The organism is Luteolibacter pohnpeiensis (genome assembly GCF_016595435.1).
GTDB lineage: Bacteria > Verrucomicrobiota > Verrucomicrobiia > Verrucomicrobiales > Akkermansiaceae > Luteolibacter > Luteolibacter pohnpeiensis.
The window spans coordinates 23,920-39,027 of sequence record NZ_JAENIJ010000018.1; the positions used below are offsets into that span (position 1 = coordinate 23,920).

Sequence of the window (15,108 nt, forward strand, 5' to 3'; positions counted from 1 at the left end):
AATCACGACTTGGTGATCCAGTAGTAGGCCGTTGCGGGTTGCAGCTGGATTTGATCCGCTGTGCCCAGTGGCTTTTGGAGTCTCCCATTAATGTCGAGCTGGCGAACTTCCAGCTTGGCAGCATCGGCGCGTTTGAACCGAACGGTGCCAGCCAACTGACGGATCAGCCACGGATCGCTGCCGATGTTGATGATGCGCTTGAGACCTTCGCCAGCAGGCTCCGTGGCAAACCCATTGGCCTTCTCTTCGCTCATCACCTGCAACAAAATGCTTTCTGAATCCGCGAGCGGTTTTCCATCCAGGGAAACTGCAACGATTTCGCCAATCTCCAAAGGCGAGCGGATCTCCACATCCGTTAGATCGATCACCCCGCCCTCTTTCAGGTTCCCTACAGCTCCTTGAGCCGCCGGAGCATTCAATCTCAGCAAGCCTTTGCCATAGTCCAATTTCAGCTCACCATCGCGGCTCCTGACTTCCTGTTTCTCGCGATGGATCAGGTCCGATAAATCCGCGACTCGATCCGCTTTCTTCTCAGCGCCGATGCCAAGCGCGGTTCTTCCCGCAAAAAACGCCAAGGGGTCGATCCCGGTTGAAATGTTCCCGGCGTCCCCTTGATCCTGAACATCCTGTTTGCGGAGTTCATCCAGATTTGCAACCGGGACAAGCGGGCTTCCTTTCAAGGCCAGAGCATCTGTTAGAGTCAACGAGAGATCCGCAACCACCTCACCCGGATGAACAAGACCCTGTCGAAAAATCAATGCCGCTGCGGGAAACTGTCCCATTTGAGTGGGACTCATCAATGTCCATGGCTGCATGAAATAGCCTGGCTTGACCGACCATTGCGCACCATCCAGGGCGAAATGGACCAACGCATCGCTGCCTTGAAGCGCGCCGTAGGCAGCGTAAAAAAGCGGCGCCTCACCACGGTATCGGTTCGGCCGGTTCCAGGTCGTTTCGGAAATCATCGACGGCTTGCCAAAGTAAGTTGGATCGATCGCCGGATGGGAAAAATCCTTCGAATCCCCCGGCTTTTCCGGATCAAATCGTAAAGCACTACGATCCCCGTAGGTTTGGCCATTCCGGATCGACCACGAAGCATTGTCACCTTCCAAATGACAGCCGAAGTAACCATGGCGATCGATGAAATCGCCAGGCGTGTAGCTGTATTTTTCCAACGGGCCGAGGATCGCCTGATTCGCCGTGGTCCAGTTCGAAGCCGTGATCAGACCCTCGTAGCCGAGATTACGCAACCACTTGGAAGTCGTCTCGTAAAAGCCACGCTGGGTTTCTAACAAAAACGCGGCGGTGTCCTGATCGCGTTGGGTTTTGTCGGTGAAAATTTGGTAAAGCGGACGAATCCCCAAGGCATCGTCGGCGTCATGCGGAAGTTTCATTCCATGCCATGCTTGGTGGGCCGCAGGGAGAGAGCCGTATTTCGCTGCCGCCCACTTGGCGAACATCGCCTCCAGTTTTGCCAGCTGGGCTGGCGGTATGTTTTTCTCACTGAAGGTCCAGAAAAAGAACGAATCCTCATTGATCAATTCGATGCCCATGACCGCTGGCTCATCAATCAAGGCATGACTGTCCGAACCTGGTTGCTTCAGCAAAGCCTCCACCCAACTGCGATAGAGTTTTTGAAATTCAGGCTCGAAGTAAAGCAGCGCAAACGGATGCATGTTGCCATCGTATCCCTCTCGCCATCCGGGCCCCGGTTCCGGCGACAACCACAAGGGGAAATAGACCGAAAGATGCGAATAGATCCCTTCCTTCTTCATCGCCGCAACGATCTCGCGGACATGAGCCACTTTTGCCGCATCCAGCACACCGGTTTTCGGATCAAACACGGCACCGTGGATGCGAACCAGATTGACCCCATGGCTGGCGAGCATCCGCGCGCAGGCGGCGAGCTCCTCACCGTGCAGCGAAACAGGCGGGCCATTGACTCCCCAAAAACGGACCACTTCTCCAGAATCCCGATAGATAAAATCCGCGCCACGAGTGGCGATTCCACCATGTTCGCCGGCGAATTTTTCGTTCAGCCGCCGCAGATTAATCGGACTTTCACCCGCTGCATCCTGATTGGAAATCCAAGGCACCCAGCCATCGTTCGATTCGGCAAGCTCCCGCTGATGCGCCTCGATTTCATCGGGCTTGAGAACCCCAATCGGCTGAAAATCCGGCGGAGCGAAAACAAAGCAATCGAGGCTTCCATGATACTCATTCGTGCTATCGAAGGTGAACGAAAGATGATGCTTCCCCGCCTTTAACGTAACCCGCCCGACGTAGGCCCAGGCGATAAATCGCAAGTCCGGTTTACCATCTGAGGCAATGTTCACACTGCCGGTCTGTCGACGCGACATATCGATCCATTCCGATTCGCCGGAATCTAACTGATAACCGATTTTACTCTGAACCGGATTGGCCCGCACCCAGAAATCAAATTCACCCGCTGAATTGACTTCGAAATCATAACCGACCTCACCCGGATGATCCTTGGAAAAATGTGAAATGAAATCCCCGCCCGATAACTGCTTTCGATCGACCTGGGAGTGATACCACGGGTGCTTCACTGCCGTTGAATCGACCGCACTTTCGCCTTCGATCCAAATCGACTCAGCAACCGCATGGGATACCAAGAGGAGCGGTAGCAGCCAGCATCCGAATTTGACCATTCGGAAGATACCAAGCTGTTGGGACGGATTTTTCAATCTCATTGCCACCGCAGGATGCCGGTGGAATGAGGATTCTAGAGCCGCGTTATTTCTCTTCCGGCTCGTCGCCGAGAATCTTGTCGAGTTCCGCGACGCGCTCCCAAGGGAGCCGCTTGCGCTGGTATTTTCTCCAAATGATGTCGCGCAAGGCACGCCAGACTTCCTCAGGAACTTGATCGGTTTCGAGTCGCTCCCAGTCCGGATCTGTCTTCAGCGTGGTGAGGATCGTCCACTTCTGGGCGTGATAACTCGCGCGGAAATAGCGTTTGCCCTCGTCCGTGCGTTCGTTCCATTCGTGACTTTCCATGCCGGGCAGACTCTGGATTCAAGCGGCATCAGGCAAGGCCGAACCGATCGTGAAAGCAAATCGAAGCACGCTTTCCTTTTCGCCGCAGCTGGATATGGTGATCGCGTGCAGACCGAGGCGAACCGAGACATGTTTAAAATTTGGCTTTTCGCTGTGGTGACTTTAGGCGCCGGGGCGGTCTGCTGTCCATGGATCTACAACGGGTGCATGGCCCTTTACGAGGTCACCGCAAATCGCCAAACCATCGGCCCCATGGAGCGCCTTGGCGGCGTTTTCCATCACTGGCCATACGGATCATTTTTCGTCCTCAGTCTGTCGATCTGCGCAATGATTGCCGTCGTGCCATTTTTCGCGTGGCTGCGGATCAGCTCACGAAATCGAAATCTCTGGATCCAACCGTGGTCCCTGCGCTTGCCGGAAAACACCGTGCTCCCTGATCCCGGTCAGCCGTTGAAAAAAAATCCGCTGGGCCAGCTGCAGTGGATCACCGGGCTGATCCTGATGGCCGGGATCATGTTGATCATCGGTTATTGCCTGACCAAAACCGGCTCATTCGCCTGGATCACCCCCACTCCGGAGCTGCGGCGATGGATCTGGCGTTTGCTCATCCACTCCGTTCTGCTCGCGACATTTCTGGAGGTGTTCTTCCGCGGGATTGTAATGGGGATTTTTCTCCGCGCCCATCGGCCCGCCATCGCGCTGCTGGCAGCAGCCATTTTTTCGACTCTCTACCAAATTGCCTTTCATCCATCCGCGGCGGTTGGAGTTCCAGATCCTGAAGCGCTGCTTGCTGGGGTTCACTTTCTGACGGGCCAATTCAGCAGACTCGTCTCCCCAATCGCTTTGGTCGCGGAATTGATTCCGGTTTTCTGCACAGGATTTTTATTCGCTTACGCCCGATGGCGCACCGGATCGCTATGGCTGCCGGTGGGGCTGCATACTGGATGGATTTTCGCCAACGAGCTGTTCATGCGCGTTGCCACACCGATTGAGCGCAAAGATTGGTTTGCCCGGCTGCTGGCGGGCGATGGCTTGCAGCATGGCTTACTCCCCCTCATCGGCATCGGGCTGACCACGATGCTGGTGCATTTCCTGATCTCCCATCATGCCGAAAACTCTCCCCCCGCCGCCTGATCGCGGGCTGTTTCGCCGATGGGGAATCGCGGCACTGGACCTTCTCTACCCGCCAGTTTGCGCCCTTTGTGAACAGCCGCTCACGGAAAACCGCTCGCTCTGTCCGCCGTGCAACGACTCGTTGCCGCGGTTGAGGGAGCCGTTTTGCAGTGTCTGCGGTGAGCATTTTGAAGGGCGGATCGACGGCGATTTCCACTGCCCGAATTGCAGCAATCTGAAATTCGCCTTCGACTTCGCCCGCCCTGCCATGCTGCGTGACGAGCGAACCCTGCAGATGATTCATGGACTGAAGTATCAGCGTGCCATCCACTTGGCCCACGAGCTGGGAAGGCTCGCGAGCGAATCGCTGAGCGATCCTCGATTCCAAATCGCGTTGCAGGAAAAATGGCCGTTGGTGCCCGTCCCCCTGCACCGAAGCCGCTATCAATGGCGGCATTTCAACCAAGCGGAAGAGATCGCGTTGCAGCTTTCGCAACTCATCGGCTTGCCGGTGCTCCACGCCCTCAAGCGGGTCCGCAAAACCGCGACCCAAACCCGGCTATCGCGAAAAGAACGCTTGGAAAACCTGAGTTCCGCGTTCGCCAGGACACGGCAAAAGTTCGCGGAAACTCGTGGCGCAATCCTGATCGACGATGTTTTCACAACGGGATCGACGGTCGATGCCTGCGCTAAAACTTTGCGCAAGGCCGGATTTCAAAACGTCGCCGTCATCACCGTGATGCGTGGCTAGCAAACGCGTCATTTGCGAACCCGGCCACGATTTCGTAAAATCGGCCAGCAAATCAGCCCCATGACCAGCAGGGTCAGCACGGGGAGAACGCCGGATCGCAAACTATCCCCGATCCACAGCGGCCGCAGTGCGCTGTCGGGGGATGCCTTGTGATAGAGATTGAAGGCCTTGAAGGCGAAAACCAGCCCCGCATGCAAGCCGATCGGGAACCACAGTGAACCGGTGCGGACGCGGGTAGAAGCCAGCAACAGCCCGAGCGTGAACAACACCGCAAATTCCGCCGCGATGAATCCGGGATCGGTGAAATTCAGGAAAATCAACCCGAGCAGGTGAAATCCCGCGAAGATTTGCCCCGGATTGGCGATCGCCGCATCAGCAGGTGGTTGCATGAAATGAACGAACGCAAACAGCAGGGAAGTTCCAACGATCGCGGGGACCGGTTTCGCGACCCGCAACCAGATTCCGAGCAACAAGCCACGGAACAACCACTCCTCCACCACGGCTGCGCCGAGCGCAGGAATCACCGCCTTGCTGAACAGTTTCGAGACGGCCGGGGCATCGGGCCGACTGAAAAACGCCCCGAAATGCTGCAAGGTAGTCCCTAATATCCAGAGACTTCCTGCGGCGATGACAAACGCGGTGCAGATGTCCAGCAATCGGGTCTTCCAGGGCAATGGCTCCGCTTTCACGGAAGCTTCACGCGGGCTCGATCGACGGATCTGTCTCAGTCTCAGCAGGAAAACCGGCAGCAGGACGAGAACTGATAGCAACAGAGCACGGCTGAAATACCGGTCCAGATCGGCCCGCGCGGCGGATTTTCCGATCGATTCCAGGATCGGCGACAGCTCTTTCGCCTGCGCCTCCGCTGCCAAATCCATGCCTGCATTGTAAATCCAGGGCACGATTGCGGCCGCCAACAGGATGGAGCTGATGACCCAGAATACCACCGCTCCCGCCTCGGATTTCAAAAAACGCATGCGGGGCAGATATGAGTTTCTGCAGCGACCTTGTCCAGAACCGCTTGCCGAAACGCGCTTGCCGAATCCGGGATTGGATGGCAAGGCTGTCGAAATTCTCGGCTTTGAAAAGATTCCTTCCTTACTACCAGCACCTGCGTGCGGTCAAATGGCCGTTCGCCGCCGGTGTGATTTCTGGACTGATCTACGCCGTCGCCAGCGGCGCGGGGATTCCGTTGATGAGCAAAATCGTTTTCCCGATTTTATTTCCATCCAAAAAAGATAAACCCGAGCTCGATGGGCTCCAGACCTTCATCCACGATCGGCTGAGCGACCTAGGACATGACAAGCTGCTCTTGATCATCTGCTTATGGATCCCATTAACTTTCCTGATCCGCGCCATTTCCGGGTATGCGAACGCGTATTTGATCAATTATTCCGGCCTTCGTGTGGTCGAGGCCATCCGCGTTGACCTTTTCGTGAAGCTGCAAACGCTTCCGATCTCGTTCTTCAAAAAGAATAAGTCCGGGGATTTGTTGGCCAGGTTGATGAGCGATACGGACATCCTGCGGCAAGTCATTGCGGGCGCCTCCAGTGATCTCATCAAGCAACCAGCGACCCTGCTTTCCTCGATGGGCTTTCTGGTTTACCTCGCTTGGCAGAACCACAGCTTGTTCGCGGCCATCATCCCGCTGATCTCGATTCCGATCTGCGTTCTGGTGATTCGCTCTGTTGGCAAGAAACTCGCAGCACGGGCAAAACAACTGCAAAAGAAAGGCGGTGGATTGACCGCGGCGCTCTCCGAAAGCCTGCAATCCCCACTGGAAATTCGGGCCTATAACCTCCAGCAGCGCCAGATCGCCAACTTCCGCCTGAGAATTGCGGAAATCCTGCGCCTTGCCCTCAAGGTCGTCCGCTACAAGCAGGCCATCTCTCCATCGATCGAAGTGGTCGCCTCCATTGGTTTCGCCGCCGCCATTTACATGGGAGTCAAAGCGGGAATGGTATTGGAAGATTTCCTCGGTCTCTTCGGGGCCCTTTTCATGGCCTACGAGCCTGTGAAAAAGCTGGGCATGATCCATACGCTCTTCTCGCAAGGCGGGGCCTCGATCGAGCGGATCGAATACATTCTCAACGAAGATGACACCCTGAACGAACCGGAAACCCCGATCACGCTGCCACCTCTACGGAAAGCAATCCGCTTCGAAAACGTCTCATTTGCCTACCTGGATGAACCGGTACTGCGTGAAGTGGATCTGGAAATCCCATTTGGTCAGGTGGTTGCGCTCGTTGGCCCGAGCGGCGCTGGCAAATCGACTTTTGCCAATTTGGTACCACGGTTTTATGATCCCGGGCTCGGCCGCATCACCATTGATGGCATCGATCTGCGCAGCGCGCTGAAGAAAGATGTCCGCGCCCAAATCGCGGTAGTGCCGCAAATGCCAGCGCTTTTCACCGGCACCATCGCGGAAAACATCCGCATCGGGAAATTGGATGCCACCGACGAGGAAGTTCAAGCGGCAGCCCGCAAAGCGCATGCCCACGAGTTCATTCTCGCCCAGGACAAAGGCTACGACACGGAAGTTGGCGAGCGCGGCGAATCACTCTCCGGTGGCCAACGCCAACGCATCGCCATCGCCCGCGCGTTCCTGAAAAACGCGCCGATCCTGATCCTCGACGAAGCGACCAGCGCGCTGGATTCGGAAAGCGAAGCCATGGTGCAACAGGCTCTGACCGAGTTGGTAAAAGGCAGAACGACCTTCATCATTGCCCACCGTTTCAGCACCATCACCATCGCCGATCGGGTTCTGGTCTTCAACAAGGGCAGAATCGTCGCGGATGGCAGTCACGCTGAACTACGCGACACCGACCCGACCTATGGAGCGATGCTGCGCAGCCAAATGCTTTCCGACACATCCACCACCGAAGCGATTCCAGCAGAATCAGTGGTGCAGGAATGATTCACGGCAAAGAGCGGCGTATTTTCCGCCCTCCGCCAGCAATTCTTCGTGCGCACCGCTTTCGATGACCTGGCCTTTTTCCAGAACGTAGATTCGGTCTGCATCGCGGATGGTGGAAAGACGGTGGGCGATCACGAAAGCCGTGCGGTTTTCCATCAACCGATCCAGAGCATCCTGGATTTGCCGCTCGGTTTCCGAATCGACCGAAGCGGTGGCTTCATCCAGCAGCAGGATTGGCGCGTTTTTCAGCAAGGCACGGGCAATCGAAATCCGTTGTTTTTCCCCGCCGGACAATTTCACGCCGCGTTCGCCGACATTCGTCTCAAGCTCCTGCGGCAGCGCGCGGACAAACTTCGCGGCGTGAGCGGCTTCCAGCGCGGCCCAAATTTCCGCATCCGTTGCCCCGCGTTTGGCCAACAGGAGATTTTCGCGGACCGTGCCGTTGAACAAAAATGCTTCCTGGGTCACGTAGGAAAGTCGGTCGCGCAGATCCAGCTTCGCCACTTGTGAAATGTCTTCTCCATCGATGGTGATTTTACCGGAAGTCACTTCGTAAAATCTCGCGAGCAAGGACAGCACGGTGGTTTTGCCGGCGCCTGTTGAGCCGACCAGAGCGATCGTTTTGCCGGGTTCCGCTTCCAGGGTGACGTTTTTCAGAGTCGGATGATCCTGATACGAAAAGGAAACGTCTTCAAACCGGACATGCCCATTGAGCTTTTCTGGCAGGTGTTTTCCTGTCGTTGAATGGGATTCTTCCTCGGAATCCAGAATTTCGAACACCCGGTCCGCCGCAGCCCGACCGGTAAGCGCCATCTGATTGAGGCTGTTAAGGCGGTCGATGGGTTCGTAGAACAGGGATAGAAAGAGCAGGAACATCGTAAAATCACCGGTCGTCAAATGACCGGGATCCGTTTCTGGAAGCATCCGCGCCGCGCCGCCGACCGCCAGGACCAGCGCGTAGCCGAGCATCCGGGTGAATGACATGCCCGGGGAATAGATCGCCCACCATTTCATCATCCGCAGCGTGGCTTGGCGCAGTGATTCTGAAAACTGATTGAACCGGCGATGTTCCACCTGCTCAGCCGCGTAGGCTTTGATTTGACGGACACCGGCAATATTGTCGTGAAGCAATGCATTCAAATCGGAAGCCGCCTCACGCTGATTCCGGTAACGATCGCGACCCTTTGAGGAATAAATCCAAGCTCCAATGGCCAGTAGCGGGATCGGAATCACCGCCCATGCCGCAACGGCGGGATTCAGATAAAACAGAAAGACTCCGATGCCGATCACCTGAAGTCCCGCGACCAAACCCTGCTCGATGCCGTCGATCAGCACCCGCTCCATGTTCGTCACATCCTCAACTACTCGGGTCATGATGTCGCCAGTTCGACGCGTATCGAACCAATTTAACGGGAGTCGCTGAATTTTTGCGTAAAGGTCCGAGCGGATATCGTAGATGACCTTCTGCTCGAAGTGGTTGTTGATAAAAATTCTTAGCGAATTGAGCCCGTCCTTGGCGAAAAAGCCTGCGACCACGACAAAAATCCAAAAATAAAATTCTCCGTGCCGCTCTGGGTTCGGAATGACGGTATCGATCAGGTAACCGGTGACTTTCGGGAAAACAAACACCCCCGCCGTCATCCCCACAGCGCACACAAGTTGAGCAGTTGCAAGGCCTGGGTAATGCTTCAGGTAGGAAAAAACTCGCAGAATCGACTTCATAGGAAACCCCGCACCGTTGCCCCTTTGTCAGCGATTTGTAAAGGCGGGTAGGTCGAAACCTAAAAACTCTGTAAAATTTGAGATTGCCGAGTTGAAAGGAGCCTTCCTAGAGTCCGGTCACACACGCGGAACCACAGCTCTTAAACAAAAAAAACCATGGCCAACGTTTTCGGAATCCTCACTGCTATTGTACTCGCAATTGCAGCATTTGTCGCAGTCAAAAATAAAAATGCTTACGAATCTGAAATTTCAAATCGTAAGGAAGCACAAACCAAGCTCGCTGCTAGCCAAGATCGACTTCAAACTGCCGAGGACAACCTCGCTGCAACCAACGAAGAACTGAGCAAAACCCAAGACCAAGTCGCAGCCTACACCACCGAGGAAGCCAATCAGAAAACTTCCAACGAAAACCTTTCCGCTGCCATCGAGGCGAAAAAGCCTGAGATCGCATCCAACAAGGAAAAGCTCGACGCTGTTCAAGAGCAAGTTGACCGCCTTGGACCGATCAAAGGTCTGGCTGCTAAAATGCGCGGCATCCTTGCCGAGCAAGAAGATCTCAAGGAGTCAGTTGACCAAAGCACTGCAAAACTCAACAACCTCATCGCTGAAAGCAAAGCCGCTGACGCAGTGGTTGCCGGCCAAAAGGCTGAAAACGAATACATTTCCAAAGGTGAGTCCTTCCCGGACATGAAGACCACCATCCGCTCGATTTATCCAAACTGGGGATTTGTCACTCTTGGCGCTGGTAACAACAGCGGCGTCGTCACCAACTCGGTCCTCAACGTTGTCCGCAACGGCGAAGTGATCGCCAAGCTCCTCGTAACCGCCGTGGAAAGCAACAGCGCTTCCGCCAGCATCGTTCCTGACAGCCTTGCAGAAGGAACCGTCCTCAGCACGGGTGACGTCGTTGTTCCAGGCGCAAAAGACCTCACATCAGCCTCCAACTGATTCACCTTTCCCAAAAATCCTCCAACAAAAACTCTCTTAGGAATCCCAATGAAAATCGTTTTTAACTCCTTGGTGATCGTGGCGGCCGGAGCTGCTGTGTTCTTCTCCTTCTCACTCTCTTCCAAGTTCAAGGAAGAGCAAAGCCAGCGCCTCAGCGCCAAACACGAAAACGAAAGAGTCACCACCAAGGCCGAAGGCACGGAAGCGACCCTTGCAGAAACCGAGGCTCAACTCAAAGACGCTCAAGATCAAAGAGAGCTGCTTAGCCAAAGCATCACGACTCTGAAATCGACCGAAAAGTCCCTCAAGCGCGACATGGCCGATGCGGAAGCAACCATCAAACAGCAACAAGCTGAGCTGACCTCCGTTGAAGAAACCATCCAACAGCTGAAGGACAGCCTTAAGGAATTCGGCGGCGACATCACCCTTGAGAACCTTGGCGATAAGATCGCTGAGATCGAAGACGCCAACGCTGCAAAGAAGACCAAGATCGAAGAATTGGAGTCCAATTCCGACGCTGCTGAAAAGCGCATCGCTTCCACCAAGGCCGAGTCCGATCGTCTCACTCAAAAATCGAACGACCGCAAGGCTCGCATCGCTCAAAACGCAACTGAAGCTGTCGTAACCGCCGTGAACCAAGACTGGGGCTTCCTCGTCATCGGTGCTGGCAGCAATTCCGGCTTCGCTCCACAAGGCAAACTCCTCGTCAAGCGCGACGGCCGCCTCATCGGCAGCGTGGCTCCTTCCGCGATCGAAGCGACTCAAACGGTGGCTAACATCGACATGGACAGCCTCTCCCCAGGAGTTCGCATCCAACCAGGTGACCGTGTGATTCTCGCTACACCAGCGAGCAACTAACGCCCTCCAGCGATTTTTCGCTCTTCACAGGCTCCGCAGGCTTGCACGCCGCGGAGCCTGTTTTACGTTCAGGCCATGCGTTGCTCATTTCTCATCCTGGCCATTTGCGCTCCGATCCTCGCCGGACTGACATCCTGCGCCAAAGACACCGAGCCCAAGCCAGTCGGCCCGACCACGGATAGCACCAACATTCCGTGGAACACGGCAGTTCCTGGTCAAGGTGGCGCCGGCATGTTCGGCCTGATGCCGCAAAATCAATATCGCCGCTGATTTTGCCGTCGGTTGACCGCCCGCTCAATCCCGGTGATAGGGCATGCCTGCACGGAGTGAGGCGACTCGGTAAAGCTGCTCCAGTAACACCAGCAGGGCCAATTCATGCTGCAGAGTAAACGGGGATAGTGCCAACAGCCCATCGCAAGCCTGGCGCAGTTCCGGAGTATGGCCGTCCGCCGCGCCGATCAGGAAAGCAACTGATTTTACATCGCCTCGTAGTTCCAGCTGCTGCAGCTTATCGGTAAACTTCCGCGTCGTCAGCGCTTCGCCCCGCTCATCGAGAGCAATTCGGTAGCACCCTTGGGATCGTTCCAGCAGGCGAGCCGAGACCTCCGCAGATTCTCCTGCTTTGACCTGAATCATCTCGCACCCGCCAAAACGGGATAAACGCTTCACATACTCGGCAACGCCCGTTTTTGCGTAAGCCAGGGCCGGTTTTCCGGCATAGAGGATTCGAATCTGCATGGGACGTTCAAAGCTTGCCTCACCGCAGAGCCGCCGCCAACGTCATTTCATCCATGAAAGCCATCCTTCTGCTCCTCCCCCTCGCGATTTCCGCTTGCAGCAGCCCTCCCGGGCCCGTGGTTCCTGAAACTGCAGTGGAGCGCCAAATGATCGGTCTGCTGCAAAAATTTGACCGCTGGGACCTCAATGGCGATTCAGAACTGGATGCTTCCGAGCTGAAGGAGGCGTCCCAAATCAGCGGCGAATCCACTGCCACCATCATTCAGTTTTACGACACCGATCACGATGGCAAAATTTCCCTCAAGGAGGCTCAAAAAGGCTACGCGCGGGCCGATGAAGCCGAAAAGATCGTGAACGGATGAGCCAGATTTACGAATCCGACAAGATCCTCGCGGAGTATTTGCTATTTCACTACGGCAGTGACGAAGAAATTCTCCCTGCAACTCAGAATTGGCCGGATGGGATGCGCAGGGCACTCGGATTTCCCATCCGGACTACCACGCACTTTTCCAACAGTCGGCCCGGCCGGGGTCTCGATCTCGGTTGCGCCGTTGGCCGGTCGACCTTCGAGATGGCTCGCGCCTGCCAGGAAGTCATCGGGGTGGATTTCTCCCATGCGTTCATTGCCGCAGCCAATCAGTTGAAAAACGGCCAATCCTTGGATTTCCTGCGGCTCGAAGAGGCCGCCCATTTCACCCAGCTCACGGCATCCTTACCAAACGGGATCGATCCCGCTCGGGTCGAATTTACCCAGGGTGACGCCATGAATTTGCCTGAAATCGGCTCGTTCGATCGTGTTCACGCCGCGAATCTGCTTTGCCGTCTACCGGAGCCAGTGAGGCTGCTCGCTCGCCTGCCTCAGTTGGTCCGCCCTAAGGGTGAACTGGTTCTGGTAACACCGTGCACTTGGCTGGAAGAATTCACACCACCGCCAAATTGGCCGCTTCCGGACACTCTTGCGTGGCTCAAACACCACCTTGCACCCCATTTTACGCTCCTTCGTGAGACAGAAGAACCGTTTTTAATCCGGGAAACCGCCCGCAAATTTCAATGGAGCCGTTCACTGGTCACGGTCTGGCAGCGGAAGCCCCAGGAGGAATCAGCCAGGACCGTTTCGCAGCCGTGATGTGAGGTGGCTTCAGGTAGATCGGCTGGGGGGATGCCGCTGCCCAGAGCGAGCGGGTCGCTGCTGGTGTCGCCAGCCAAGCCTGCCACAAGCGCCCGGCTGTCGGAAATTCCAGCTTCACTTGCGCGACCATAGCTTCCGGTAGAGGAAAGCGGTCCGGTTTTTCAAAGGAAATGACGGATTCTCCGGCAGCAATGGCGGCTTCAACTTGTTTGAAAAAGTCCTCTGCATCTGTGATTTGAGGCGGAGAAATCAACTCAAGCTCATCCACACGCGCGGTCCAGAAGGCTCCCCGCCGTGCGTCGCCAACCATCAAGCACGCATTTCCTTGTTCTGCCGAAGGGATGGCGAGAATCGATGGAACGGCAATCGCCGGGCAGGACGCTGCGATGGCGGTGCCTTGCGCAGCTGCGATGCCAACGCGGGTCCCGCTGTAACTCCCCGGCCCACTGCCCACGAGCACCAGATTCACTGCAGAAATCGGGATTTCTCCGAGCAGTTCCGCGAGCGGAGCAAAAAGCTGAGCATTGTGATTCCGGTCACTGGTGAACGACAGCTCCCGCGTCACTTTGCCAGATTGCACCAGCGCCAGTGATGCCGCAGGTGTCGAAGTTTCAAGAATCAGAGCCGTAGTATCCTCCACGCGGGCAGCTTACGCCTGCGAGCCGCCGCTCCGCCAGTCCGCTTTATCCAGATTTCTGGGAGATTCTCCCTTGCGCGCAACCCCGCAAACCGCTTGTTTACGGGCGTTCCTGTAATTCTTAAATTTTTTGATCATGACCGATTATGCACGCGGCCTGGAAGGGGTCATCGCCAATGAATCCGCCCTAAGTAAAGTGGATGGAGCCATCGGAGAACTGAGCTATCTGGGCTACCACATCGACCAGCTCGTTGAAAAATGCAGCTACGAAGAGGTGGTTTATCTGCTGCAAAACGGCCGTCTGCCAAACCGTGCCGAGCTGACTGACTTCGAAAAACGCATCCGTGGCGATCGCGAACTGCCGCAAGGCGTGCTGGATTTCCTGAAATCAGCGCCGAAGAACGCCTCCCCGATGGATATTCTCCGCACCGGAGTTTCCATGCTCGGCCTTTATGATAAACGCGTTAAGACCGGCGCTCCAGACATCCAGGAAAATGCCGAGATCGCCCTTTCCCTGATCGCCAAGACCCCGGTTCTGGTCGCCGCCTATCACCGTTTCCGCCAAGGACTGGAACTCCCTGCCGTGCGCGAGGACCTTTCGGAAGCTGCCCATTTCCTCTACCTCATCAACGGCGAAGAAGCGGGTGAAGTCGCAGTAAAAACCCTTGATGTCGCTCTGATCCTCCACGCCGATCACGGCATGAATGCCTCCACCTTCTCCGCTCGAGTCACGGTGGCGACCCTGTCCGATATGTATTCAGCGATCACTTCCGCCATCGGAACCCTCAAAGGACCGCTTCACGGCGGTGCCAACGAAGGCGTGATCCTGATGCTTCAGGAAATCGGTGATCTCGATGGAGTGGATGAGTATGTGGAAGGCAAACTGACCCGCAAAGAGAAGATCATGGGCATCGGCCACCGGATTTACAAAGTGCTCGATCCACGCGCACCTCACCTCCGCAAGCTCGCGATCCAACTCACCGAAGAACTCGGCGAGCCAAAATGGATCAAAATGTCGGAGCGGATTGCCCAGATTATGCGCGATCGCAAAGGCCTCGAAGCCAACGTCGATTTCTACTCTGCCACCGTTTACTACTCCCTCGGCATTCCGACCGATCTATTCACTCCGATCTTCGCGATCGCCCGGACCTCCGGCTGGACCGCCCAGGTGCTTGAGCAATTGCGCGACAATCGCCTCTACCGTCCATTGACTCTCTACACCGGACCGAAGGAAATGCTTCCGGTCCCGCCTATTGAATCCCGCTAACGGGTCCCCC

Annotated in this window: 15 protein-coding genes; 9 read left to right on the forward strand and 6 right to left on the reverse strand. The window is 55.9% G+C overall.

Annotated features, from left to right (window positions below):
• Window positions 1-2: 2 nt before the first annotated feature.
• Window positions 3-2,714, reverse strand: a complete 2,712-nt coding sequence (locus tag JIN85_RS11990; RefSeq protein WP_200270987.1) for a carbohydrate-binding protein — start codon at window positions 2,712-2,714, stop codon at window positions 3-5.
• A 43-nt stretch (window positions 2,715-2,757) separates the two neighbouring features.
• A complete protein-coding gene (locus JIN85_RS11995) occupies window positions 2,758-3,018 on the reverse strand; it encodes a hypothetical protein (protein WP_200270989.1) in 261 nt (86 codons plus the stop codon).
• Here JIN85_RS11995 and JIN85_RS21960 point away from each other — a divergent pair.
• Entirely contained in the window at window positions 3,007-4,152 is a 1,146-nt protein-coding gene (locus tag JIN85_RS21960; protein ID WP_200270991.1) for a CPBP family intramembrane glutamic endopeptidase, read from the forward strand. The two genes, JIN85_RS11995 and JIN85_RS21960, sit on opposite strands and share 12 nt — an antisense overlap.
• Entirely contained in the window at window positions 4,124-4,882 is a 759-nt protein-coding gene (locus JIN85_RS12005; protein ID WP_200270993.1) for a ComF family protein, read from the forward strand. Before JIN85_RS21960 ends, JIN85_RS12005 begins: the two co-directional genes overlap by 29 nt.
• Window positions 4,883-4,890: 8 nt before the next feature.
• Here JIN85_RS12005 and JIN85_RS12010 read toward each other — a convergent pair whose 3' ends face one another.
• Window positions 4,891-5,859 (reverse strand): CPBP family intramembrane glutamic endopeptidase, encoded by a 969-nt coding sequence (locus tag JIN85_RS12010; protein WP_200270995.1) that lies wholly within the window; start codon window positions 5,857-5,859, stop codon window positions 4,891-4,893.
• A gap of 104 nt (window positions 5,860-5,963) precedes the next feature.
• On the opposite strand from JIN85_RS12010, the gene JIN85_RS12015 reads away from it, so the two are divergent.
• Entirely contained in the window at window positions 5,964-7,799 is a 1,836-nt protein-coding gene (locus JIN85_RS12015; RefSeq protein WP_200270997.1) for an ABC transporter ATP-binding protein, read from the forward strand.
• Here JIN85_RS12015 and JIN85_RS12020 read toward each other — a convergent pair.
• Entirely contained in the window at window positions 7,782-9,521 is a 1,740-nt protein-coding gene (locus JIN85_RS12020; protein ID WP_200270999.1) for an ABC transporter ATP-binding protein, read from the reverse strand. The genes JIN85_RS12015 and JIN85_RS12020 overlap by 18 nt on opposite strands.
• 156 nt (window positions 9,522-9,677) lie before the next feature.
• Here JIN85_RS12020 and JIN85_RS12025 point away from each other — a divergent pair, with 156 nt between their 5' ends.
• The 3 genes from JIN85_RS12025 (at window position 9,678) to JIN85_RS12035 (ending at window position 11,597) form a co-directional block, all read left to right on the forward strand.
• Window positions 9,678-10,469, forward strand: a complete 792-nt coding sequence (locus JIN85_RS12025; protein ID WP_200271001.1) for a hypothetical protein — start codon at window positions 9,678-9,680, stop codon at window positions 10,467-10,469.
• A gap of 48 nt (window positions 10,470-10,517) precedes the next feature.
• Window positions 10,518-11,327, forward strand: coding sequence for a hypothetical protein (locus JIN85_RS12030; RefSeq protein ID WP_200271003.1), 810 nt, complete (start codon window positions 10,518-10,520; stop codon window positions 11,325-11,327).
• Between the two features lie 75 nt (window positions 11,328-11,402).
• Window positions 11,403-11,597, forward strand: a complete 195-nt coding sequence (locus tag JIN85_RS12035) for a hypothetical protein (RefSeq protein WP_200271005.1) — start codon at window positions 11,403-11,405, stop codon at window positions 11,595-11,597.
• Window positions 11,598-11,621: 24 nt separating this feature from the next.
• Here the strand turns inward: JIN85_RS12035 and JIN85_RS12040 are convergent, their stop codons facing one another.
• Window positions 11,622-12,065 carry a 23S rRNA (pseudouridine(1915)-N(3))-methyltransferase RlmH gene (locus JIN85_RS12040; protein ID WP_200271007.1) on the reverse strand — a complete coding sequence of 148 codons (444 nt, stop codon included), beginning with the start codon at window positions 12,063-12,065 and terminating at the stop codon, window positions 11,622-11,624.
• A 53-nt stretch (window positions 12,066-12,118) separates the two neighbouring features.
• Between JIN85_RS12040 and JIN85_RS12045 the strand changes: the two genes are divergently transcribed.
• On the forward strand, window positions 12,119-12,427 hold the full coding sequence (locus tag JIN85_RS12045; RefSeq protein ID WP_200271009.1) for an EF-hand domain-containing protein: 309 nt from the start codon (window positions 12,119-12,121) through the stop codon (window positions 12,425-12,427).
• The gene (locus JIN85_RS12050) at window positions 12,424-13,191 is read left to right on the forward strand and encodes a methyltransferase domain-containing protein (RefSeq protein ID WP_200271011.1); all 768 of its coding nucleotides are present in this window, start codon (window positions 12,424-12,426) and stop codon (window positions 13,189-13,191) included. Before JIN85_RS12045 ends, JIN85_RS12050 begins: the two co-directional genes overlap by 4 nt.
• On the opposite strand, the gene tsaB is transcribed toward JIN85_RS12050, so the two are convergent.
• A complete protein-coding gene (tsaB, locus tag JIN85_RS12055; protein WP_200271013.1) occupies window positions 13,133-13,834 on the reverse strand; it encodes a tRNA (adenosine(37)-N6)-threonylcarbamoyltransferase complex dimerization subunit type 1 TsaB in 702 nt (233 codons plus the stop codon). The genes JIN85_RS12050 and tsaB overlap by 59 nt on opposite strands.
• A gap of 133 nt (window positions 13,835-13,967) precedes the next feature.
• Between tsaB and JIN85_RS12060 the strand changes: the two genes are divergently transcribed.
• Window positions 13,968-15,098, forward strand: coding sequence for a citrate/2-methylcitrate synthase (locus JIN85_RS12060; RefSeq protein WP_200271015.1), 1,131 nt, complete (start codon window positions 13,968-13,970; stop codon window positions 15,096-15,098).
• Window positions 15,099-15,108 lie beyond the last annotated feature (10 nt).